Annotated in this window: 20 protein-coding genes; 14 read left to right on the top strand and 6 right to left on the bottom strand. The window is 47.7% G+C overall.

From position 1 onward, the window contains the following. Positions 1-2: 2 nt before the first annotated feature. From KDD36_03825 to KDD36_03810, 4 genes are read left to right on the top strand one after another with little or no spacing between them, the layout of a single operon-like run. Entirely contained in the window at positions 3-1244 is a 1242-nt protein-coding gene (locus KDD36_03825; GenBank protein MCB0395755.1) for an oligosaccharide flippase family protein, read from the top strand. Beyond that, positions 1231-2136: a glycosyltransferase family 2 protein gene (locus tag KDD36_03820; protein ID MCB0395754.1), complete on the top strand. Its 906-nt coding sequence runs from the start codon at positions 1231-1233 to the stop codon at positions 2134-2136. The genes KDD36_03825 and KDD36_03820 overlap by 14 nt, the downstream gene beginning before the upstream one ends. Beyond that, entirely contained in the window at positions 2133-3458 is a 1326-nt protein-coding gene (locus KDD36_03815; protein MCB0395753.1) for an O-antigen ligase family protein, read from the top strand. Before KDD36_03820 ends, KDD36_03815 begins: the two co-directional genes overlap by 4 nt. Continuing rightward, positions 3455-4558, top strand: coding sequence for a glycosyltransferase (locus KDD36_03810; GenBank protein ID MCB0395752.1), 1104 nt, complete (start codon positions 3455-3457; stop codon positions 4556-4558). Before KDD36_03815 ends, KDD36_03810 begins: the two co-directional genes overlap by 4 nt. Here the strand turns inward: KDD36_03810 and KDD36_03805 are convergent. Further along, on the bottom strand, positions 4545-5192 hold the full coding sequence (locus KDD36_03805) for a class I SAM-dependent methyltransferase (protein ID MCB0395751.1): 648 nt from the start codon (positions 5190-5192) through the stop codon (positions 4545-4547). The two genes, KDD36_03810 and KDD36_03805, sit on opposite strands and share 14 nt — an antisense overlap. A 147-nt stretch (positions 5193-5339) precedes the next feature. Between KDD36_03805 and KDD36_03800 the strand changes: the two genes are divergently transcribed. From KDD36_03800 to KDD36_03785, 4 genes are read left to right on the top strand one after another with little or no spacing between them, the layout of a single operon-like run. Beyond that, on the top strand, positions 5340-6563 hold the full coding sequence (locus tag KDD36_03800) for an O-antigen ligase family protein (GenBank protein MCB0395750.1): 1224 nt from the start codon (positions 5340-5342) through the stop codon (positions 6561-6563). Then, positions 6560-7777, top strand: coding sequence for a glycosyltransferase family 4 protein (locus tag KDD36_03795; GenBank protein MCB0395749.1), 1218 nt, complete (start codon positions 6560-6562; stop codon positions 7775-7777). The genes KDD36_03800 and KDD36_03795 overlap by 4 nt, the downstream gene beginning before the upstream one ends. 51 nt (positions 7778-7828) lie before the next feature. Next, the gene (locus KDD36_03790) at positions 7829-9049 is read left to right on the top strand and encodes a DegT/DnrJ/EryC1/StrS family aminotransferase (protein ID MCB0395748.1); all 1221 of its coding nucleotides are present in this window, start codon (positions 7829-7831) and stop codon (positions 9047-9049) included. Further along, on the top strand, positions 9050-9646 hold the full coding sequence (locus KDD36_03785) for a sugar transferase (protein MCB0395747.1): 597 nt from the start codon (positions 9050-9052) through the stop codon (positions 9644-9646). It abuts the gene before it with no gap. Here KDD36_03785 and KDD36_03780 read toward each other — a convergent pair. Next, positions 9627-10499: a hypothetical protein gene (locus KDD36_03780; GenBank protein MCB0395746.1), complete on the bottom strand. Its 873-nt coding sequence runs from the start codon at positions 10497-10499 to the stop codon at positions 9627-9629. The genes KDD36_03785 and KDD36_03780 overlap by 20 nt on opposite strands. A 235-nt stretch (positions 10500-10734) precedes the next feature. Between KDD36_03780 and KDD36_03775 the strand changes: the two genes are divergently transcribed. Continuing rightward, positions 10735-11619: a universal stress protein gene (locus tag KDD36_03775; protein MCB0395745.1), complete on the top strand. Its 885-nt coding sequence runs from the start codon at positions 10735-10737 to the stop codon at positions 11617-11619. 110 nt (positions 11620-11729) lie between these two features. Here the strand turns inward: KDD36_03775 and KDD36_03770 are convergent, their stop codons facing one another. The 3 genes from KDD36_03770 to metX form a co-directional block, all read right to left on the bottom strand. Then, complete coding sequence (locus KDD36_03770; GenBank protein MCB0395744.1) at positions 11730-12536, bottom strand: hypothetical protein; 807 nt, start codon at positions 12534-12536, stop codon at positions 11730-11732. Between the two features lie 112 nt (positions 12537-12648). Continuing rightward, complete coding sequence (locus tag KDD36_03765) at positions 12649-13707, bottom strand: hypothetical protein (GenBank protein MCB0395743.1); 1059 nt, start codon at positions 13705-13707, stop codon at positions 12649-12651. A 51-nt stretch (positions 13708-13758) separates the two neighbouring features. Further along, on the bottom strand, positions 13759-14781 hold the full coding sequence (gene metX / locus KDD36_03760; protein MCB0395742.1) for a homoserine O-acetyltransferase: 1023 nt from the start codon (positions 14779-14781) through the stop codon (positions 13759-13761). Positions 14782-14994: 213 nt separating this feature from the next. On the opposite strand from metX, the gene KDD36_03755 reads away from it, so the two are divergent. Genes KDD36_03755 through KDD36_03735 form a run of 5 tightly spaced genes read left to right on the top strand, consistent with a single transcriptional unit; the run spans position 14995 to position 18564 of the window. After that, positions 14995-15429: an OsmC family protein gene (locus tag KDD36_03755; GenBank protein ID MCB0395741.1), complete on the top strand. Its 435-nt coding sequence runs from the start codon at positions 14995-14997 to the stop codon at positions 15427-15429. Beyond that, on the top strand, positions 15426-16604 hold the full coding sequence (locus KDD36_03750; protein MCB0395740.1) for a PLP-dependent transferase: 1179 nt from the start codon (positions 15426-15428) through the stop codon (positions 16602-16604). Before KDD36_03755 ends, KDD36_03750 begins: the two co-directional genes overlap by 4 nt. A gap of 27 nt (positions 16605-16631) precedes the next feature. Next, positions 16632-17246, top strand: a complete 615-nt coding sequence (locus KDD36_03745; GenBank protein ID MCB0395739.1) for a rhomboid family intramembrane serine protease — start codon at positions 16632-16634, stop codon at positions 17244-17246. 2 nt (positions 17247-17248) lie between these two features. Then, positions 17249-17740, top strand: a complete 492-nt coding sequence (locus tag KDD36_03740) for an HAD family hydrolase (protein ID MCB0395738.1) — start codon at positions 17249-17251, stop codon at positions 17738-17740. Then, entirely contained in the window at positions 17737-18564 is an 828-nt protein-coding gene (locus KDD36_03735; protein MCB0395737.1) for an aminotransferase class IV, read from the top strand. The genes KDD36_03740 and KDD36_03735 overlap by 4 nt, the downstream gene beginning before the upstream one ends. 99 nt (positions 18565-18663) lie before the next feature. Here KDD36_03735 and KDD36_03730 read toward each other — a convergent pair whose 3' ends face one another. After that, entirely contained in the window at positions 18664-22653 is a 3990-nt protein-coding gene (locus tag KDD36_03730; protein MCB0395736.1) for an HYR domain-containing protein, read from the bottom strand. Positions 22654-22655: the final 2 nt, after the last annotated feature.

Genomic DNA, 22655 nt, shown 5'->3' with positions numbered 1-22655 from the left:
TTATGATCAAAGTCTCCGATTTTACACGCCACGTGGCTACGCTGGCCGGTGGAACGGCCATCGCTCAGGCCATCAATCTCCTGATGGCTCCTGTGTTAACGCGATTATACGGCCCGGATGCCTTTGGGGATTTTGCCCTTTTTATGTCTGTCGTCTCTGCCGTTGCCATTGTTGTTACGCTTAGGTATGAGATGGCCGTGATGCTGCCGGATGAGGATCGCAGCGCAGCAAAACTGGTCTGGATATGTATCTGGTTGTCGGTATTTACCGGATTGGTTCTTACCCTTGTTCTGTTAATACTGCACCAGATAAACCAGGATTGGTTGTGGGGAGGGGTGACCTGGTTATTACCGCTCATAGTGTTGATGCTTGGGATAACACAAACCCTCAATAATTGGTATAGCCGGAGAAAGGAGTATCGGCGCCCCGGTATGTCGCGTATCGGCCAATCTTCATTTAATGCGGCGACCTCGTGGACTGCAGCTGTTAAGGGGTTCATGGGGAAAGGGTTGTTTCTGGGTGCCTTCGCGGGACAAACATTTTCAGCGTTTTGGTTGTTGGTGAAATTCCTGCGCCAGAAATGGGCGAAACCAAATAGGACCGAGGTGAGGGAACTTCTGAAAAAATATGTGGCATTCCCAACCTCAAATGTTCCCTTTGCCATTGTTGGCATGCTGCAGGTAAATGCAATCGTATTTATCCTCGCATATCTTTTTGATAAGACGGTGGTCGGATATTTTTCACGCACCTTGCTGGTGTTACAGGCCCCTATGTGGTTGATGGGATCTGCAGTTGCGCAGGTCTTCTATCAGCAAGCTTCTGTTTTGTCGGGCGACCGCAAAGCCCTGGCAAGGCTTACCGTTAGCATCGCCAAGAAAAGTGCACTGGTGGCATTACCTGTGTATGCCCTCATTGCCATTGCAGGTCCTGAATTATTTGCATTTGTCTTTGGTGCCGCATGGGAAGAAAGTGGTTGGTATGCAGCTATCCTGGCTCCATATATGTATTTTGATTTCATCCGTCTCGGTCTTTCCAATTTGCCTCTGGTGATGGATAAGCAAAAAGCCCTGTTTGCAAGAACCGCCCTGGGAGTGGTTATACTGGCTGCAGCTCTTTTTCTTGGGGAACATTTTTCCGGTATTGTCAGGACTTCCTTCGCATTGATGAGTGTTTTGCTTTCTTTGTACAACCTGTATATGACCTTTTGGTTGATTCGGCTGCCACGAAAAGATGAAACAACCTGACGTAAGCATAATCATTGTCTCCTTTCAGGTGAAGGCGTTTTTGCTTGCATGCCTGGAGTCGGTGAGGGGTGATGAATCGGCATCTTCTGAAGTCATCGTGGTAGATAATGCATCCGTTGATGGTTCACAAGAGGCAATTCGGGAAAGTTTCCCGGAGGTTCGCCTGATCGAAAATGGAGTGAATACAGGTTTTTCAGCGGCCAACAACCAGGGTATGGAAATAGCAGGAGGGCGTTATGTATTGTTGCTGAACCCGGACACGATTGTGAAGAATGGAGCCTTAGGTAAATTGGTTGATTTTATGGACAGCCATCCCCAGGTGGCTGCTTGCGGCCCCCGGTTGCTGAATGAAGATGCATCCGTGCAGCCTTCCGCCTGGCGGTTTCCCGGATGGATGAGTATGTGGAAGGAGGCGTTCTTTCTGAACTATTTGTTGCCCGATCAAAGTATCCTTGGGGTGAATGCTGTTTCTCCTGAACAGGTTGATGCCCTCTCAGGTGCAGCGTTAATGATGCGATCGGAAAACAGGATTGACCTTGACGAGTCATTGTTCTGGATGGAAGATGTGGACCTTTGTTATCGCCTGAATGGTCCGGTATTCATTGTTTCTGCTGCTGAAATCATTCATTTCGGTGGAAAGAGTTCGGCGCAACGTATGGGATTGGCCGTAGCCAACCAACTGACAAGCAAGGTGAAGTTTTTCTATAAACACCGCGGTCCTCAGATTGGCTTTCTGGCATCCCTGGCTGTTGGTATTCAATTGACCAACCGGTTATGTCTTTTCTTTTTACTCTCCTGGTTGCCCCGGTTCAGGGTGCATCTACGAGCCTATATGTTTGCAACAAGATTCTTCGTCAGGTATAAAACCAGTAAAGACCAGCGTGTCATATGAATGGTTCATCCCACCTGCGTGATGCAAAGGATGCTTTCAGGGTTAACCCATGGTTGATGTGCCTGATACTTGCCGCATTTGCAGGCGCTGCTGTGAGTTATTCCTATCTATATGCCTACCACGTTATCGCTGTGATATACCTGTGGTATGCACGCAAACACTGGGTGTGGGTCTTTAGAAACGGTCGTGGTCTGCTAACACAACCACTTGTACTTTTTCCGATCATATCCATTGTATGGTACGCCGCCTGGACTTTATTCGCCAATGATCCTGCTTTGACATTGCAGTATATGGTTTATATATCCTGTGGGTTTTTTGTCGTCACGGTGTTGATAGTCGAATCCTTACGCCCAAAAGAGGATGCCCGCCGAATAACAACAGAAGGAATTTTCAGGACATTGGCATGCGTGGCCATTCTGGAAATCGCTGTTGGACTGCTTGAGATCTTTACACCGTTCCGCTGGCCTGTGTCCAGGTTGTCTCCAATATTGCATTGGTTTGGGCGTACCACTGATATCACCAATGAAGTTTTACTGGCTACGGATACGAATTACCTGTATTCCATGCCCACCGGCTTGCATTACAATCCCAATGACTTTGCAGCGGTCATGTGTCTCGTTTTCCCCTTTCTTTGGTTGATGAGAAACCGGACAGGCGCATTGTTGTGGGCATTGACCATCGTATTGCTAATCGTTGAGTCCGGCTCAAGACTGGCTTTCTTTTCGTTGTGTTTTATGGCTGTTTCGGAGACGCTGATCTCATTGACGAGGTTCTCCTGGCATAAGTTGGTATTGTTAGGGCTATTGCTTTTTGTGGCCAGTGATGGTTTTTTTGTAACACCTACACATCATCCTAAAGTAGAAGAACTGGCTTTTCTGAATCCGAAGGATAAGATGCTCTCCGGTGGACGGGAAGAATCCGCCGGCATGCGAAGGGATTTGTTCTATGCAGGTATCGAGATGGTGAAACAGGATCCGTTGCTGGGAAAAGGACCCGGTGGAGCAAGACGTGCCCTGTTGGCCATGAGAGGAGTGGGGAAGGAACATCTCGTGGATCTGCATTTTTATTGGTTGGAGTTGGCTGTGGATATGGGCCTTCTATACGCGTTGTTATTTGCTTTGTGGTATGGCTTTATTGCGTGGTCATTGTGGAAGTTGATCAAACGATCATCGCTGGAGCGAAAATATGTACCCCAGGCCCTCTTCCTGGCATTGGTAGGTTTTGGAATGGCCGGTGTCGCACCCAGCTCCCTGGTTTATTTTTTACCTATGTACCTTGCTTTTGGTTTATCCTTATGGACGATTAAAACAGAAAGGGTATGAAAATTCTGTTACTGGGTGATCTTGGCTCACCGCACCTCCGAAAGTGGATCGACGCATGTTTGAATGCATCCCTGGAGGTGGCTGTGTATACCATGGCGGAAAAGCCTGGTCAGGTACCGGAAAAATTAGCGGTGTATTACTCACCCGATCATATCAAGACACGCTCTGGTGGATCGTCCTTGAAAAAATGGGTTTATCTGAAGGCGCTTCCCTCCGTTAAGAGGGTCATTCGCGATTTTCAACCGGACATTGTTCATGCACATTATTTAACGAGTTACGGACTGCTTGCCAGACTTAGCGGTTTCAGGCCCTATGTGGTATCCGCCTGGGGTAGTGATCTGATGGACTTTCCCACGCATGGCAGCCTACAGCAGCTTGTGGTGAAAAGCATTATTCGTGGGGCATCCGGGATGCATATACCCGGGCAGACCATGGCGGGGTTGGCCGGTATACCGGGAGGACCGCCGTTGTTTATCCTGCCTTTTGGAATAGATACCACGCGTTTTGTTCCGATCCAAACCCAGATACAGGATCAGTCACTCACCATCGGAACCGTTAAATCCCTTGAGGATATTTACGGAATTGACTTGCTGATAAAGGCTTTTGCGAATTTATATTCACAATATACCGCATCACCACTGAATCTCCTGATTGTAGGTGATGGTAGCAGAAGGAAAGAATATGAAGCGCTCGTCTCATCTTTAGGAATAAAAGAAAAGACCGTATTTACCGGAAAAGTATCCGCAGAGGAAGTGGTGAGATATCACCAGGAAATAGATGTTTTTGTGAATATGTCATACCGTGAAAGTTTCGGGGTTGCAGTGTTGGAGGCTTCTTCATGCGGGGTGCCGGTGCTGGCTTCGGATATCGGCGGATTGAAGGAAGTGGTGAAGAACGGTGAAACGGGAATGCTTCTTCCTTCCGGAGATGTCGGCGTGCTGACACAGGCCTTGGAACGATTGTGTTCAGATCAACAACTCAGACGCACCATGGGTCTGAATGGGCGAAAGTTTGTTGAGGAAAATTATGACTGGAAGAAGGCAGCCATTCGCATTCCCCAATGGTATCGGGAAATAAAGGAAGGTATCACAAGGTCTTGACACACATGATGGCGAAGGCCAGATGTGGTCGATGCCTTGTGTAAGGTTGCGTTAGAAGGGATACCCTGCCCCAAAGTACCTTAGGCTTGTATCTCATTTCCGCAAATTCTCCCCGGAGTGGTTTCCAGCCATTGATCCCCGTAACTTCATAGCCAAGGGCCTTCATCTCATCTACTTCCCATCCGGATAAATGGACCTGAAGATCGTTGTTGTCATAAGCCCGCTGAGGAAGGAAGCCATTGGGTGTATATATCACCACTTTTTTTCGGGCTACCTTTTCCATCTTTTTGAGGAGAACCAGGCCGTCTTCCTTGGTCAAATGTTCGATCAGGTCGGATGCGATCACGGCATCAAAACTGTTTTCACCGAATACGCTATCCATTTCCATCACATTCATTAAACGGTAATCGTCATGAATGTTTTCTGCACGGCTTCTTTCAATGGACGGTTCATGAGCGTCAATTCCCATGGTATGCGGAAGACGTTGCTTAAAAAAACGAATCGGAGAATATGCACCACAGCCTACGTCCAGAAGAGACTCACAACCTTGCAGACTGTGTTCCAGTTCCTGTGCATAGTGATTCTGATAGCGGCCGAAGATGGCATTGTCCCATTTCTTGAGCATTCCTGTCATTCTCCTTCGTCAATTGATTTGCCCAAAAGTATAAATATTCGTGGGGATCTTCCCGCATGCTCTAATATTCAGGCGATTCTACGAATTTGGTTAGATTTACAGCTTGCATAACGAAAGGTGATACTAAGCGAAGATCAACATCGGAGAGTGAGCGGGATTATTCTGGCTGTCATGGTCTTTATGATGCCTGTTTTTGTGCGGATCGTTCCGCTGCTTGCCGGATTGTACCTTCTCAATACGCTTCTTTCTCCAGCTCCCAGATGGCATTTCCCTCCCAGGAATATCCGACCGGCCTGGTATCTGATCATGGCATTTTATCTGCTTCATGTTGTCGGGTTATTGTACACGGAGCATCTATCCCTGGGTACTTTTGATCTTCAGGTGAAACTGCCCTTGCTGGCTTTTCCATTGATCATTGGCCTGGTTGTGCCGCCGGAACCCAAAGTCATGTTCCGTATCCGCAGGGCATTCGTATTCGGTTGTGTTGCCGCCTCCCTGATGTGTCTGGGCAGAGCCGCGTGGATATATCTCGTTGACGGGGCATTTGCTTTCACATATACCGCGCTTTCATTTCATATGCATGTAGGGTACTTTGCGATGTACCTGCTTATGGCGCTTTGTTTTGTTTATGTGGAGATATTGGAAGGCAAAGGCTATTCAAGTACCCGCTGGTTGATCGTGGTTTTTTTCCTGATTCTGATGGAAGTATTGCTGCAATCTAAAATGGCTTTGTTGCTTACCGCGATGTTGTTGCTTACCGCCGTTATCGCTTCATGGCTGAAGAAGGATCGTCAGCGGTTGTCAACAGGTCTGGCTCTGGGGGCGGTGTTGCTCTACATGTTGATCACCCAATTTATTGTTACGCCGGATGTTTCCCGCGTATATATGGCGTCCAAAAACCTGGATCTGGCCAGGACAGAAACGGATACCAAGGAAAGTTCAATGATTCGGTTGATCATATGGAGAATTGCAGGGAATATCATGGCAGAGCATCCGGTCATAGGTGTCGGCACCGGGGATGTGATGCCGGAACTAAAATCCTATTATAAAGACATGAACCTGATGTCAGCATATGACCAGCAGTTGAATGCGCATAATCAGTTCTTTCAAACCACCATCGCATTGGGTGTCATGGGCCTGCTGGTATTAATTGCATTATTGGTATGTAGTTTGGTGCTTGCCTGGCGAAGTCATGCCTGGCGATCTTTGCTTTTTCTGATCGTGACCGGCGGGCACTTCCTGACTGAATCAGTGTTGGAAACACAAGCTGGAACGCTGTTTTTCGGGTTGTTCTTTTCTCTCCTGGTTTTAACCGAGCCCCGAATACGAGAAGCCATTACCGTCAAAAATCAGCAGGTGAACGACAGATGAAGATTCTTCTGCTGACACAATACTATCCTCCGGAGACCGGGGCGCCGCAGAACAGACTATCAGCACTTGCGCGGCATCTGAAGATGTTGGGGGAGGACGTTGAGGTACTCACAGCCATGCCTAATTACCCGGCCATGCGAATCTTTCCGGGATATGAGAAACGATGGTATACGCGCGAGGTGGTGGATGGAATCAAGGTACACCGTGCATGGATATATGTGACCGGTTCAAAATCCATTGTTCCTCGCTTGATGAATTATTTTTCCTTTGTGTTTTCGTCTGCCTGGATTGGTCTTTCCAAACTTCCACGGTACGATGTGGTGATCTGTGAATCACCGCCTCTGTTTCTTGGGATGTCTGCCTGGCTTATGTCCCGGTTTAGAAAGGCAAAAATGGTGTTTAATGTATCCGACCTTTGGCCCGAAAGTGCTGAGAAGCTGGGCCTGGTAACCAATCCTGTGATACTTAAGTTGGCTACCTGGTTGGAGGAGGGTTTGTATAAATCGTCCTGGAAGGTTAGCGGCCAGACCCAGGGCATTGTTTCAGATATCGTAAGGCGCTTCCCCAAAAAGGATATTTATCTTTTTCGAAATGGTGTGGATACGTCCGCCTATCAGGATATCCATAGTGATGCTTCCTGGAGAAGCGATATCGGGTTGGATAAAGACTGCTTTGTGGCGGTTTATGCAGGTATTATTGGTCATGCTCAGGGATTGGATGTGATCCTGGATGCAGGCAAGTCCCTGTCATCTGAAAAAAAAATCGCATTTGTTCTGGTGGGCAGTGGCCCGGAGAAAGATCGCCTTCAGGAGAGGATTCGTAAGGAACAGATCGGCAATGTACATATCCTGGATGCCAGATCAAGGGCACAGGTGATCGGCCTGATCTCGGGTTGTGATGCGGCCGTTATTCCGCTTAAGAAGCAAGACTTATTTTTAGGTGCCATCCCTTCCAAGATATTTGAAGCCCTTGCATTGAAAAAGCCAATTCTCCTGGGTGTTGATGGTGAAGCCAGAACGCTTTTTATTGAGGAAGGCAAGTCCGGACTGTACTTTGAACCCGAAAATTCCGATGCATTGGCCAAACAGGTGTTGGCACTCAAAACCGACCCGGCTTTGCTTGGGCAATTGGGACGGCAGGGAAACGAATTCGTGATGTCCCGGTTTGGTTGGGATGAAATATCAAAGGGCTTTCATAAGTGGTTGTATGAGTAGGTCGGCATGTATACCTGATTTGCGTATATTTACGCGTCAATAGATTGTAAGATGAAAGTTCCATTTTCACCACCCAGGATAGATGAGCACACCGTTGAAGCGGTAGCGGAGGTATTGCGTTCAGGGTGGATCACGACCGGTCCGAAAACAAAACAGTTTGAACATGATCTGGCTACATACTGTGGCGTTGAACGTGTGCTGTGCCTGAATTCGGCCACAGCAGGCCTTGAATTGATGCTGAGATGGTTCGGTGTTGGACCCGGCGATGAGGTGATTGTGCCGGCTTATACGTATTGTGCTACCGCCAATGTTGTGGTGCACTGCGGTGCGAAGCCTGTGATGGTTGATGTTGGCGCGGATTTTAACATGAGCCCTGAGGCCTTGCGGGCTGCCATCACCGAAAGAACCAAAGCGGTTATGCCTGTTGACATCGGTGGATGGCCGTGCGATTACGATGCCATACGCAAGGTATTGAATGATGACAAGGTGAAGTCGATGTTTAAGCCGGCAGGTGAACATCAGGAGAAGTTAGGGCGTATCCTTCTTCTGTCAGATGCAGCGCATTCTTTTGGCGCTGAATACAAGGGCAGGAAAGCGGGTACGTTGGCTGATGTAAGTGTGTTTTCATTTCATGCGGTTAAGAATCTTACGGCAGCTGAAGGTGGCGCCATTGCTTTTTCGCTACCTGAAGTTTTTAAATCGGAAGAAATTTATCGATATCTGGCCATCATGTCCCTGCATGGACAAACCAAGGATGCGCTCGCAAAGACTTCCGGCTCGGAATGGAGATATGACGTTATTGATGCTGGCTATAAGTGCAATATGACCGATATTCAGGCAGCCATTGGTGCACTGGAGCTCAAGAGGTATGATGAAACGCTAGCACGCCGCAAACAGATATTCGAACAGTATCGGGATGTTTTTGGTAAAAAGAATTGGGCCATCATTCCACCTTTTGAGGAAGATGGAGTCCGGTCCTCATTTCACGTATTTCTCCTGAGAATCAAAGATGTCAACGAGGAGATACGTGACGCCATTATTAAGAGGATCATTGAACAACAGGTATTTGTAAACGTGCATTTCACACCGCTGCCTTTATTGACCGTATACCGCGAACGTGGCTATAAAATGGCTGATTATCCGGTAGCTTATGAGCAGTTCAAGTCGGAAATCTCTCTGCCTGTATACTTTGATCTGACCGACGAAGCAATCCAAAGGGTTACTGATGTAGTGGTTGAGGCTGTGGAGCACTGTATTGTGAAGGTCGGCTAAATGAGCCTCAAACGGTTATTTGATCTTGCTTTTGCCCTCGTCTGCTTCTTTCTGATCTTCCCCTTTCTGTTCCTGATCTCGATCTGGATCATCCTGGACTCCCGGGGTGGTGTGTTTTATTCCCAGCAACGTATCGGAAAGAACGGAATACCGTTTCAATTAATGAAGTTCAGAACCATGCGACCCGACTCTCACAAAAAGGGTTTGTTGACGATCGGTTTTCATGACCAGAGAATTACCAGGGCAGGGAGGTGGCTCAGGAAGTATAAGATGGATGAGTGGCCGCAACTGCTGAATATCATTGCGGGAGATATGAGTTTTGTAGGACCCCGACCGGAAGTGAAAAAGTATGTAGACTTGTATACCGAAGAACAAAGGAAGGTACTAACCGTGCAACCCGGGCTGACTGACTACGCTTCGATTGAATATTTTGATGAGAATGAAGTTCTGGCCCGTTCCGATAATCCTGAACAAACATACATCTCAGAGGTCATGCCCAGGAAACTTGCCCTGAATATGAAATATATTTCGGAGAAGGGGATGGCGACGGATATTAAGATTATCTGGAAGACCTTTCTCAGGATACTGCAGGGCTAAGCAGATTAACCCGGGTCAACCGGATGGCATCCGCTTCGAATTGATGCCCGGAAGTTTCGAACGAAAACTCAATCGACTTAAGTAGCTGGTGTACCGCCATGATGTTTGATCCCGGGAAAAAATGAGATGGCTCGGGCCGAACATTCATCTTTCTCAGGTATTTGCTGATCTCATGGCTCGAGAATACACTGCCTTTATTGAATACATTGATGTAAAACAATACATTGCCCTGTTGCTCAGACACAGGCATGTTGGCAGGATCATCCAGGTAGGCAAGAACAAACTGACCAGGTAGTCTCATGATATAAACCGGCATTTCCAACAAGTTGGCCAACGCGGTGTACAGCAATGAAATAATCACCGGGCTGCCCTGACGAGTAGCCATACACTGGTGGATGCAGTGTTCTTCTATGCTATGAAACGGGGGTTGGGTGAACTTAAAACCATGTACCTCAAACAGGATGTAATTAAGTATCCGGATCTTTTCAAGTGCCGTCAGATTATGGTTCAATTCAAGCCATGCATCTTTTCTTACCTGCTCAACAGCCTGCTCCAGTTCTGCATATTCTCCGCGCTGTCCGGCCGCTAATGAAACCAAATGGGCACCCCTTAAAAGATTGCGATGCTCATTGCTTACCCATTTACGTAATTGGTCGGCAGCGTCATTGGATTGTAATTTTCTGAATAAACGGGAGATGCGTTCCTTGTGAAGCGCATTGGCTGCATGTTCGTTGGCCGCATCCAGGTGAGGGAGTATTCCGGGCCCCAAACCGGTCAGAACTTCCTCGATATGGGAAAATACCGTCTCGTCAGGGTCATCCAATAAATCTATAAGGGCATTTATGTCTTGCATGCTTCTACCTTCAGCGTATGTTGCAAAGTTAGGGCAGACGGATGGCTGAAATCACCCGGAAGATTCATTTTATTAACAGTGCCGTTTTGATTTCAAAGTCATATTTATCGGGTATATGTTGTTAAAGTGCTTAAATACAGGTTCTTGAATGTTATTGGTTTTCTTGGTTCGGAATGCCGATTTGTGTGCGATGATACATTGTGTTACTTTTGTGCCTCAATTCAAATACACCAGCATGAATTCATCTACAAACAATATTTTGGTGCCGGTAGACTTTACCGAGCAATCCCTGATTGCATTATCGCAATCCTACAACCTGGCACGTTTGATGAATGCGGAGATAACACTTCTGAAGGTGATAGAGGAACATGGCTTCCTTTCGAATATTTTTCAGAAGCATGAAGAGGAGGTGACCGCTGAAATTACTGCTAAGCTGGACGCTTTGGCTGCCGAAACATCTGAAAAGGCAGGTGTAAAGGTGAATACAATGATTGCAAAAGGTAAGCCTTATGCCAAGATCCTTGAGGTTTCACAAATGATCCAGGCAAAGCTGATCCTGATGGGAACCAGTGGTGGTCATGGCGGTATCAGAGGTCGTTTTATCGGCTCCAATGCACTGCATATTGTAAAGGAAACCACCTGCCCGGTGATAACCATTCGTGGAAAGCAACACAGGGAAGGTTGTCAGAAGGTGGTTCTGCCCCTTGATCTTACAAAGGAAACCAAGCAGAAGGTAGACTACGTTATCCAATTTGCAAAGAGTTTCAATTCCGAAGTTATTGTTGTCAGCGCCTTGTTCACCAAGGATGAGTTTATTGTGAATAAACTACACAGACAACTTCAGCAGGTGAAGAATTTTATTGAGGAGAACGGTCTGAAATGCAATGCTGAAATCGTAAAAGGAATAAAAGGTGATGAAACCGAGGCAGATGTGATCATAGACTACGCCAAACGCGTGGAAAGTGATCTGATCGTGATCATGACACAGCAGGAGAATGAATTTACCGATTTCTTCCTGGGATCTACTGCCCAGCAAATCATCTCCGAATCGGAAATACCTGTGCTTTCACTGGTGCCTGAAAAGTCAAAGGATGGTAGTCATATAACTACACCTTACTAAACAGAGCAGTGATAGCGTCTCTTTGACGATTGAGACTACAAACATAAAAGCGGATTTGCCCCATGAGCATATCCGCTTTTTTTATGCGTAAAAATTCTTAATGCCGCTGATTAAAATTCAGGAAGAAAATACCTTAGAGAGAAACCGAGGAATGAATACATGTCGCCTCCTCCTGAACCGGAGGGATTGGAATAGTTGTCAATGTAGTCGGACAATGTTAAATGCAGGGTGCCCTTTACATCGGCTTCAATGTTTTCAGTGATCTTTAATCTTACACCCGCAGTGATGGGAAACATTACCGTCATATTTCCATGTGCGCTTGTGCTGTCCAGAACGGTTTCGTAAACATAATCCCGACTGATGTCCTTAGCTGATGATGCATCCGGTGCATCTTCCGCCTTATTCTTTATCTCACCGGTAGACCAATAATGATATGCTGTGCCATTGGCCAATGTAAGATCGCCCTTGGGGTTAAAGTACATGAAGCCGATTCCCGCCGATACAAAAGGCGACGCGCCTACGTCGCTGGGTAAAATCATATCGTTGTCGAAATGGAAAACAAACTGACCATCAAGCGCCACAACGATGGATTTAAAATTCATGTTTCTTCCCGGCAACTTGGATCTTTCGCCCTTGCTAAGATTTCCCATGGTCAGATTGCCTTGCACGCCAAAATTCTCATTCAGTCGTTTATGACCGGTCAGGGCGAACGCCCTCCGTTCTGTCGCGAAGCTTACCAGGTCCTTGTTTGTTCCATATCCGATCTCACCGAAGTAGGATAGCGTTCCAATGGAGATTCCAACGGAAATCCTTGTGTCCGGGCCGTAGTCGGTCATTTCATCATCATCCTGGGCTATGACAACAGAACCTGGAACGGTCATGGCCAGCATCAGCAATCCGAAAGTGTAACGTTTCATGGTGAATAGGGTTGAAGGTGCTTTCATATCAAACCTTTAGGTCTGCTAAAGGTATTAATTTCCATATGGATTCCAAACGCAAGATCCATTGATTACAAAGGGAAGCAGTCACTTATTGATAACACCTGAATGATTCAAATGCATCTTTCAGATCTTCCCAGACCACATCACGCGGGTCACTTTGCGGACTGTAGGCAATCTCTACCAGATACACATGGTCGTCTGATTGCAAAAGCTGAACCCAACGGTGTATGTCAAAGTGGTCTACAATACCTCCATATGATACATTGTCAAGTCTGAGTTTGCTGGCGACAAGGATGTTCCGCTCATCAGCCACGATCTTTTCCACATCATAAATCATATTTGCCGCACTGCTGATGAAATAGTTTGCCAATGAAAAGGCCGGGTCGTTTTTTGCACCGGTAGGTCTTTCAAACACGGTGACACTGAAATATGGGGTAAACTGAAGATGACTCAGGTTTGCTGTGGAGTCTTGTGTTTTCAGACTGTCCTCATGAAAAAGCAATCCGGTGATGTTGGAACTGCTGTGATTGTTAAAGGTCAGTTGTACACTGTTTCCGCAGATCCACCTTGTGGATACACTTTTCCGAAGCATCTTCCCATATTTTGAAATGCCGCTGCTTTCTCTAAAGCATTGCAGGGATTCCTCATAGGAAAGCGGTTGCGTATTAGAAGAGATGCAATTCAAAACCCGTTTTATCTGGCTGAAGGAAATAAAGGCATCGATATTCTCCCTGGTGGTTTCCAGGTTTACAGACTCCAGGTAAGCATCAAAACCTGTTAGCCGCTTGAGCTCCGGCCTAATGCCCTCCGGTAACTTAAATGTAAAACCATCTTCTTTACTGGCATAGTATCGGCTGGTGTCATTCCTGGAGAATTCGTCCCACGGCAATGTGGTGTGGTTTACCTGTATGGATAAGCTTCTGCCGTCCGCATTGGTGATGGTGACCCGCTCATTAACCGAGAACCGGTCTAAAATGATCACCTGACATATCACCATAAAAAATATGATGAAGACGTATATGGCATTGATCCTTCGGACATCCTTCCGGTTCCGTTTTTTGTCCTCCGCCAGCAACCGATAAGTTACAAAGGCCAGCACGGTACCTAGTCCGATGAGCAGGTAAATGGCTATTTCAAACGCACCCATGTGGATTTAAATGATTTGATGCACAATCACTTTCAAGAACAAGATAGTTATTTAAAGTGAACTGCTTAGTTCGTTCAGGAAATCCCTGGCGGCCCTGGTGATAGGGCCGGATTCAACCATGAACCCATCGTGACCGTACATTGAATCGATGATGCACAAACGTGCCGAGCCAAGGTGTTTGGTGAGGAATTCCTGTTCAGATACGGGGCAAAGAATATCGCTGCCGATGCCCAGAACCAGTGTAGGGGATTTGATGGATGCAAGGACTTCCTCCAGTGATCCCCTGCCTCTTCCGAGATGATGGCTGTCCATGGCGTAAGATAATGCCCAGTATGAGTATGCATTGTAGCGGTCAACCAACTTTTTGCCCTGGTAATGAAGGTAGGAGGCAACCCTGGTGTTCTCAAATACGGGTTCCTGATCCGACTGCGCCTGCTTGAATATCTCAAAACTCCGGTAACTCAACATGCCTATGGCACGGGCCAGGGATAATCCCTGCGCGGCATCATTCAATGCTCCTTTTTTCCAGGTAGGATCGAGGGCAATCGCCATTCGTTGGGTTTCATGAATGCCGATGGCCCATGCGGTTTCCCGTGCATTTGTAGCCAGCACCATATTGGCTTTGATCAGGCCCGGTTCCATCAGGTTCCATTCCAGTACCTGATAGCCACCCATGGAGCCACCCACCGCCAAAGCGACGGATTTGATTTGAAGATGGTCTTTCAGTATCCGGTGCATGGCTACGATATCCCGGATCGTAATGGGTGGAAATGAACCCAGATATGGTTGTCCTGTCTCAGGGGAAATGCTTGCCGGACCCGTGCTGCCATAGCATGATCCGAGGTTGTTTGCGCAAACAATGAAATGGGTGGTCGGGTCAAAAAGTTTGCTTTCTCCCACCAGGTCTGGCCACCATTCTGCTGCATCCGAATTCGCTGTCAGATGGTGCATGATCCAGATGACGTTGTCTTTCGCTTCATTTAATTGCCCATAAGTGTGATAGGCAATTTCCGGATGAACGATCTCACCGCCTCTTTCCAGTGGCAATGTAAGACTGGTCTTAAGTATCTGCATTGACATAATAAAAAAACCGCTGGCAACTCTAGTTGGAGGGCAAAGATAATATAAGGATGCGGACGATCCTTCCATTGAGGGACATATTCCAGTTCTATATTAGAATTGTATCTTTGATGCACCGACGGACGCCGCGTTCCAACAATCATGTCCGGTAGCAAGTGATGGCTTATGGAGATCAGGGATGCTGGTATTACCCGCGGTAGATGACAAATGAAAATATCTTTGAAAAGGCTGGACGATGCTTTTCAGTTTGAAGCATCCGGTGAAGACGGACATTCCATTATCATGGATGGGTCACCGGCAATTGGCGGACAGGGAATGGGTGTGAGACCCATGCAAACATTATTGATGGGACTCGGCGGTTGCAGTGCCATAGATGTCGTGAGCATTCTGAAAAAGCAGAGGCAACAAATCACAGACTTCCGCATTGAGGTAGACGGGGAAAGAGAACCCAATAAGGAACCGTCATTATGGAAGGATGTTCATGTGCGGTTTATGCTGGAAGGGGATATCGATCCGGACAAGGCCATGAGGGCCGTGCAACTGTCAATGGATAAATATTGCTCCGTAGCAAAAACCCTTGAAAAAACAGCAAACATAACCTATTCCGTTTATGTGAATGATACAGAATCCGTACCGTCATGAGTGATTACCAGGAATTTGAAACCCAGGTCATCCGTATACAATCGGATCGGACCCAAAACGGCGAACATGCCGTCCCGCTATATCTGACATCCAGTTTTACGTTCGACGATGCCGAGGAAATGCGCGCTGCATTTGCCGGTGAGATGGACCGCAACATTTACAGTCGCTTCTCCAATCCCAACACAGGTGAACTGATTGAAAAAATGTGCCGGTTGGAAGAATGCGAGGCTGGATATGCCTTTGCTTCCGGTATGGCAGGGATATTCGCCTCTTTTGTCGGGGTTCTGAAACAAGGCGATCATATCCTTGCTTCCAGATCCATTTTCGGAGCCATTCATACCATTCTTACAAAGGTGTTGCCTAATTTCGGGATCACCCATACGCTGGCGGATGCCCATCAACCGGATACCTGGGAAGCCCTGATCAAACCCAACACAAAAATGATCTTTCTGGAAACCCCTTCTAATCCGGGACTGGATATCATTGATCTGGAATGGGCAGGCAACCTGGCGGACAAACACGGCTTGATCCTGAATGTGGATAACTGTTTTGCCACGCCTTATCTGCAGCGTCCTTCGGACTACGGTGCGCATATCATCTCCCATTCAGCCACCAAGTATATCGATGGCCAGGGACGTGTGCTCGGCGGTATCGTGGTCGGAAAGAAAAAATACATTGATGAGATATACAGCTTCGCAAGAGCTACAGGACCTGCTATGTCACCGTTCAATGCATGGGTGCTGAGTAAGAGTCTTGAAACACTTGCCGTGCGGATGGATCGTCATTGCTCCAATGCCATGAACCTGGCGAAATGCCTGGACAACCATCCTGAAGTGGACTGGGTTCGCTATCCTTATCTCACATCCCATCCCCAGTACGAGATTGCCCAAAGGCAAATGAAAGCCGGAGGTGGCATTGTGACGTTTCAACTGAAGGGTGGACTGGAGCGCGGTAAGAATTTCTTGAATGCTTTACAAATGGCATCGCTTACCGCAAACCTCGGCGATACCAGAACCATTGCAACACATCCTGCCTCTACCACACATGCGAAACTGACTGATGAGGAAAGGCAGGAGGTGGGGATCACACCCGGTCTGGTGCGTATCTCCGTAGGACTTGAGAGCGTCATAGATATTATCAAGGACATAGAGCAGGCGCTGACAAAATCAAAGTAATAACGAATCGCTGCCAAACGTGACGGTTTGATTACATACATCATTATTGCAGGTACGGCCCTTTTCTCCATTCAGGCTTTTCAGAAGCACGATCTGTTTCTGAAGCATACTTTCAATCCGTACATCGTTAACCGAAACCGGGAATGGCACCGCTTCTTTACGCATGCCCTGCTGCATGCAGACTGGACCCATCTGTTGGTAAACATGCTGGTGCTGTATTTTTTCGGTCCGACAGTTGAAAAGGCTTACCAGATGAATTTTGGTCTCGTGGGATCGTTGTATTTTGTACTCCTCTACGTCGGGTCCGTGGTGGTGTCCATTTATCCCACATTTGAAAAGCATAGGAACAACCCGGGCTACAATAGCGTCGGGGCTTCCGGAGCCGTCTCTGCCGTTGTCTTTGCGAGCATACTTTTTCACCCGGAACGGAACATTTGTCTTTGGGGTATCTTATGTTTGCCTGCGATTCTGTGGTCTGTTCTTTACCTGGTCTATTCCTGGCAAATGGGAAAGCGGGGCCGCGACAATATCAACCACAGTGCGCACTTCTTCGGAGCTGTTTTTGGAATTCTGTTTACCATTTTGCTGGATACCGATATCGCGGTGAGGTTTTATCAAACCATACGTTTTCTGTATTTCTGAAGATGAATAAAGCGGTTTTTCTGGACAGGGACGGGGTGATCAACATGGAACGAGATACCTACACATATCTTCGGGAAGATTTTGTGTTGGTGGACGGCATGCTTGATCAGTTGAAAAGGCTACAGGAGGCCGGTTATCTTCTGGTCGTGATCAGCAATCAGAGCGGTATTTCCAAAGGGTTGTATCGCCATGAAGAAGTGCTTGAACTGCATGAGGTGTTTTTGAAGCAATGTGCGGATGCCGGGGTGAACGTAGCAGGATTCTATTATTGTCCGCACCATCCGGATTATGGACGCTGTCTTTGCCGGAAACCGGATTCACTGATGCTGGAAAAAGCGCTGGCGCGATTTAATATAGACGCCGGACGTTCATTTATGATCGGCGACAAACCACGTGATATAGAAGCCGCTGAAAAAGCAGGGGTGAAGGGCTTGCTGGTAGATGCCAATGCACCAATACAACCTCTTGTCAATCAAATTCTGCAAATGTCATGACGAACCACCTGGTTATATTTGATGGGCAAATGGTAAACAATGGCGAGGTTCGGATCACCACGGCCAATCGTGCCTTCCGCTACGCTGATGCCTTGTTTGAGACCATGCTTTGGAACAACGGGCATATCAGGTTTCTTCAGGATCATCATGGACGGATGACCCGGGGGATGTCATTTCTTGGTATGGAAAAACCTTCAGGTTTTGAATTGGAAGACCGGGGACGGTATGCGGCTCTGCTTGCGGAAGGTGCCGGTTTCGGGAAAGGAAGAATCCGGCTACAGGTATTTCGGAAGGACGGAGGGCTGTATTGGCCAACCCACAAAGAGGTGTCGTGGGTCATGGAGATGGATTCCCTGGACATGAAAGCCGGCGGCAAAAGTGCAGGTGTGCATCTGGGTATCTACCCGGATCACCGCATACCGGTATCCAAATTGTCGAACCTCAAAAGTACCCAGCGCCTTCCTCAGGTGCTGGCATCCATCTATGCGGATGAACATAATTTTGATGATTGTCTTTTGCTGAATGAAAATGGCTGTGTGGCAGAAACCATTGCATCCAACATCTTTATTGTGAAGAAAGGAATGATCATTACACCTGCGCTTACAGAAGGATGTGTAGCGGGAGTTATGCGCAAGCAGGTGATTCGTTGGGCAAAATCCAACGGTGTTCAATTGAGAAAAACAATGTTATCGCCTGAGCATGTTGCGGCAGCGGACGAAGTATTTCTTACAAATGCCATTCGCGGCATCGTGTCGTGTAAATCATTCGGCTCTGCCAGTTACTCCCGCGAGATGACCAACAAGATTGCCCGCGACCTTTTATAGGGCAATAAAAGTTAACCCGGGTTTGCGATTAAAATAAAAAAAGCCCCTCTGCATTTGCAGAGGGGCTTTTTAATGGGGGTGATTGACCTGAATAAAAGCTTATCTGTTCAGGATAAGTTTACCATTCATGTTGATGCCATTCTCAGAGGTCATCTGGTAGAAGTACATTCCTTCGGGAAGTTGTTGTCCGTCGAAAGTAGCTTGGTACACAAAACCTCCTTGAACATCCTGGTTGAACAGGACTTCAATTTGCTGACCGTTCATGTTGTAAACAGCGATCTGAACGTGATCATTGCTATGAACATTGAAACGGATGGTGGTTGATTGAGAGAATGGGTTAGGGAAGGCAACCACATCAGCACCGGCTTCCAAACCTTGCCAGATGTTCATGTTGGTTTGCTTCTCGTTGATGTAATCACAGCTGGAAACATCGTCACAGTATCCCAAAGCGTCGCCGTGGGCTAAATGGTCGGCTACCGCATTTGGAGAGATGCATAGGGTGTTGTAGGTTCCATTGCCATTCACATGACAAACCATAACCTTACCACCTTCGTACATGATGATGGCTTTTCCACCTTTTTCACAACGTACATCGATCACGCAAACGGTAACGGAATCAACAGCAGTACAGCCATTGGCGTCAGTCACAGTGAGTGTGTAAATGGTAGTGGCGGTTGGGCAAACGTTGATGTCTGCGGTAGTCTCACCGGTGCTCCAGAGATAAGAGTATCCTGGTACGCTTCCGGAAGCAGAACCGTTGAGGGTAGCGCAGCTGGATGGAGTATAGCCACGGTATACCGTTGCAGGATTACCTGCGTCAGCTACCAATTGAGAAGGCTCGGTGAGGGTGATGGATTGTACCACAACCTGTCCGCTGTTATCAGAAACAGTTACGCTGTGAGCGCCAGCACTTAAACCGGCAGCAGTAGCAGCAGCCTGACCATCGCTCCAGAGGTAGCTGTAAGGCAGGCAACCACCGTTTACAGTAGCAGTTGCTTCACCGTCATTGCCTCCGTTACAGGAAACATTGTAACCGTTGTGCTCCGGACTGGAAACTGAAGCTTCCAGCGTTTGAGCTGTTACAGTCACATTGAAGGAACATGAAGCAGTGTTTCCGCTTGCATCGGTAACCGTGTATGCAACAGTTGTTGTACCCAGTCCGAACTCATCACCGCTATTGTGTGAGCCTGAAACTGTGAATGAGCAATTGTCGCTTGCTTGTGGGGCATCCCAGGTAACGGCCGGATCGCAATCCGTAGGTGTGGAAACCACGTAGATGTCCGCTGGGCAGCTGATTGCCGGTGCAGTGCTGTCAACAACAGTTACGGTAGAAGTGTTTGAACTTTGGTTTCCGTTGTTGTCAGTTCCAGTCAACACAACAGTGTTTGCGCCAACATTGCCGCAATTGAAAGTGCTGTTGTTGATAGACAAGGAAAGACCGCAAGCATCGCTGGAACCACCATCTACATCAGCAGCGGTGATCGCTGCATTGCCGGCAGCATCCAGGTATACGGTGATATTCTGAGGAATAACAACCGGTGCAGTGCTGTCAATAACGGTAACGGTAGAAGTATTTGAACTTTGGTTTCCGTTGTTGTCAGTTGCAGTCAGTACAATCGTGTTAGCACCAACATTAGCGCAATTGAATGTGCTGTTGCTGATAGATAGAGAAGCGATGCCACAAGCGTCGCTGGAGCCATTATCTAAATCAGCGGCAACGATGGCAGCATTTCCTGCAGCATCAAGGTAAACCGTGATGTCCTGGGTTGCAGCTACAGGCGAAACCGAATCATTTACGGTAACGTTAGCAGTGCAGGTTGCGCTTACATTGTTGATGTCAGTTACTGTCAGGATAACGGGAACGGTTGTTCCGGCCTGGCTGCAGTCAAATGCAGAAGGAGTAACAGTCATAGACTGCAATCCGCAATCGGCAGTGCTGCCGCCATCTACATCGCCTGCAGTAATGGAAGCCTGACCGCTGGCATCCAAATAAACGGTAATGTTTTGGCAAACCGCTGCAGGACCTGCACAGCATGGGTTGTTGTCGTCTCTTACAGTAACAACAGCTACACAAGTGCTTTGATTGCCATTCACATCGGTAACAGTCAGGGTCACGTTGTTGTCACCCAGATTGTTACAATTGAAAGAAACAATATCGATGCTCAAATTTGCGATGCCGCAATTGTCGGTGCTTCCACCGTCAACCTGAGCAGCTGAAATAGAAGCTTCGTGGTTGCCATCAAGTTGCACAACAATGTTCTGACAAACAGCCTGTGGCAGTTGTGTGTCAGCCAAAGTAGTGTTTTGGGCGTTTGAAGTACAGCCGGCAGCATCCTTAACAATCAGGTTGTAAGAACCAAGACCGATTCCGGTGAATGAAGCTGAAGTGCTGTAGTTGCTTCCACCATCGATAGAATAACTGTAAGGTGCAACGCCTCCTTGTACACCTGTGAAGGTGATGGAGCTGGTGTTACTGCTATCGCAAACAGCGGAGGTGTAAGTGAAAGAGAAGTCAGCACATGTCCAGGATTTGTTTGCCTGGTTGCTGGTCAGTGCACCGGTTGTAGCAACAATCACATCCGATCCGGGATATGCACCGTTGTAGCAATAGGTGGCATCACCATTGGCATCTGTAAAGGCAAAACCGCTCAGGCTATGTGCACCGCTGATGGCGAAGTCAACACGTACGCCTGAAACCGGATTGCTGTATTGGTCAAGCACAGTACCGACAACACAATGCTGTGTGCCGATCTGAGAAGTGCCGCCGTTTACAGGAGCGAGCGTAAGTGTGCTGATAAATCCGATAGGAGCCAAAGATTGTCCGCCGGGATATCCGTAAGAATCATAGCTGCCGAATCCGTAAGTGTGAACACCCACAGGATAGTTACTGCTTACGGTGTGCGTTCCTGCGCTGATTGGCAAACGAGCCGCCCAGAAACCGGAAGCGCCGATAACAGAGAAAGAACCTGCAGAAACAACAGTGCCATCAAGCTTAACGTCACCGATGGCAGCTTGCGGAACCACGAGGTTGATGTAGTGACCGCTGAAACCTGTGGAAGGAGTACCTACGGTGTATTCGCCAAGAAACTGTTCGAAAGGAGGAATGATCATCATGAAGGGATCGGAAGTAACACCGTCGCAGCTTGATCCTCTGGAGTATTGTGTAACCAGGATCGGCTTGTTGGCTGCAATGACGGCATTGCCGTTGATCAGCATCTCGTGATAGTCACCTGCATTCAAGGTGGCTACGTTGGCACCATTCACGGTAACCGAAGTGCTGTTCTCGGAAGCCAGGAAACGGAAGATATCTCCGCCTGTTCTGGTGGCCAAAGGAGCGGATACGAAACTCTTACCCCATGATGATATAGGAGGGATCTGTTCGATGAGGTGGTCACATGCAAAACAGTTGGTTGGTACGTTAGCGCAAACAACACTACCATAAACAGCCACTGGTGCAGTAGAAGTCACACGGCTACCTGTGAGGTCACCACCGCCAGTGGCACCCAATTGGTAAACCTGGCCCTGGTTGATTACCACGTTGTATGGCACACCTGCAGCGTGGCCGCCTGCAGTTACCTTGGGAGTAACAGTGATGGTGGTTCCATCTTGTGTTCCAACCACGGATAATTGAGAAGGGTATGCGCCATTGCTCAGTCCGATATAGGAGTTCACCAGGTAGTCGGTACCCAGGATGTCGGTTGGAAGGCCCATATAAGCATCGGTGGTAGCAGATGCCTGGTTGAGACCGTAAACGGTGACTTCATCGTTGGCTACCACATGGATGCCCTTGTTTTCAATTCCGTTTGCGGTTTGCACTTCAACGGAGGTTGGAATATTGATGGTTGTGGTAACGCCCGGGGTTACGTTAAAGTTCTGAGAGAAACCGATGCCGGCAACGGAAACGGTACCGCTGGTAGCAACTCCTGAACTGATGAACAGGGTGGTGTTTCCGGCGTAGATGTTACGCGGAAATGCCAGCCAGAAATCTTTTCCCTTACTGTCCGGTAGTTGAGCGTGCACGACAGGGCCCAGCGTACACATAAACGCCAGGGTAAATAATGCTTTTTTTAACCAGTATCCGTACTTCATGT

The sequence above is a fragment of the Flavobacteriales bacterium genome (assembly GCA_020435415.1).
In the GTDB taxonomy this organism is placed as follows: domain Bacteria; phylum Bacteroidota; class Bacteroidia; order JACJYZ01; family JACJYZ01; genus JACJYZ01.
Note: the sequence above shows the minus strand (reverse complement) of the source record. Positions and strands in the feature narration are given on the sequence as shown.

Coding starts and splice junctions, on each gene's coding strand:
- KDD36_03825 (MCB0395755.1), top strand. CDS start 3: ATGATCAAAGTCTCCGATTTTACACGCCACGTGGCTACGCTGGCCGGT.
- KDD36_03820 (MCB0395754.1), top strand. CDS start 1,231: ATGAAACAACCTGACGTAAGCATAATCATTGTCTCCTTTCAGGTGAAG.
- KDD36_03815 (MCB0395753.1), top strand. CDS start 2,133: ATGAATGGTTCATCCCACCTGCGTGATGCAAAGGATGCTTTCAGGGTT.
- KDD36_03810 (MCB0395752.1), top strand. CDS start 3,455: ATGAAAATTCTGTTACTGGGTGATCTTGGCTCACCGCACCTCCGAAAG.
- KDD36_03805 (MCB0395751.1), bottom strand. CDS start 5,192: ATGACAGGAATGCTCAAGAAATGGGACAATGCCATCTTCGGCCGCTAT.
- KDD36_03795 (MCB0395749.1), top strand. CDS start 6,560: ATGAAGATTCTTCTGCTGACACAATACTATCCTCCGGAGACCGGGGCG.
- KDD36_03790 (MCB0395748.1), top strand. CDS start 7,829: ATGAAAGTTCCATTTTCACCACCCAGGATAGATGAGCACACCGTTGAA.
- KDD36_03785 (MCB0395747.1), top strand. CDS start 9,050: ATGAGCCTCAAACGGTTATTTGATCTTGCTTTTGCCCTCGTCTGCTTC.
- KDD36_03780 (MCB0395746.1), bottom strand. CDS start 10,499: ATGCAAGACATAAATGCCCTTATAGATTTATTGGATGACCCTGACGAG.
- KDD36_03775 (MCB0395745.1), top strand. CDS start 10,735: ATGAATTCATCTACAAACAATATTTTGGTGCCGGTAGACTTTACCGAG.
- KDD36_03770 (MCB0395744.1), bottom strand. CDS start 12,536: ATGAAACGTTACACTTTCGGATTGCTGATGCTGGCCATGACCGTTCCA.
- KDD36_03765 (MCB0395743.1), bottom strand. CDS start 13,707: ATGGGTGCGTTTGAAATAGCCATTTACCTGCTCATCGGACTAGGTACC.
- metX (MCB0395742.1), bottom strand. CDS start 14,781: ATGCAGATACTTAAGACCAGTCTTACATTGCCACTGGAAAGAGGCGGT.
- KDD36_03755 (MCB0395741.1), top strand. CDS start 14,995: ATGAAAATATCTTTGAAAAGGCTGGACGATGCTTTTCAGTTTGAAGCA.
- KDD36_03750 (MCB0395740.1), top strand. CDS start 15,426: ATGAGTGATTACCAGGAATTTGAAACCCAGGTCATCCGTATACAATCG.
- KDD36_03740 (MCB0395738.1), top strand. CDS start 17,249: ATGAATAAAGCGGTTTTTCTGGACAGGGACGGGGTGATCAACATGGAA.
- KDD36_03735 (MCB0395737.1), top strand. CDS start 17,737: ATGACGAACCACCTGGTTATATTTGATGGGCAAATGGTAAACAATGGC.
- KDD36_03730 (MCB0395736.1), bottom strand. CDS start 22,653: ATGAAGTACGGATACTGGTTAAAAAAAGCATTATTTACCCTGGCGTTT.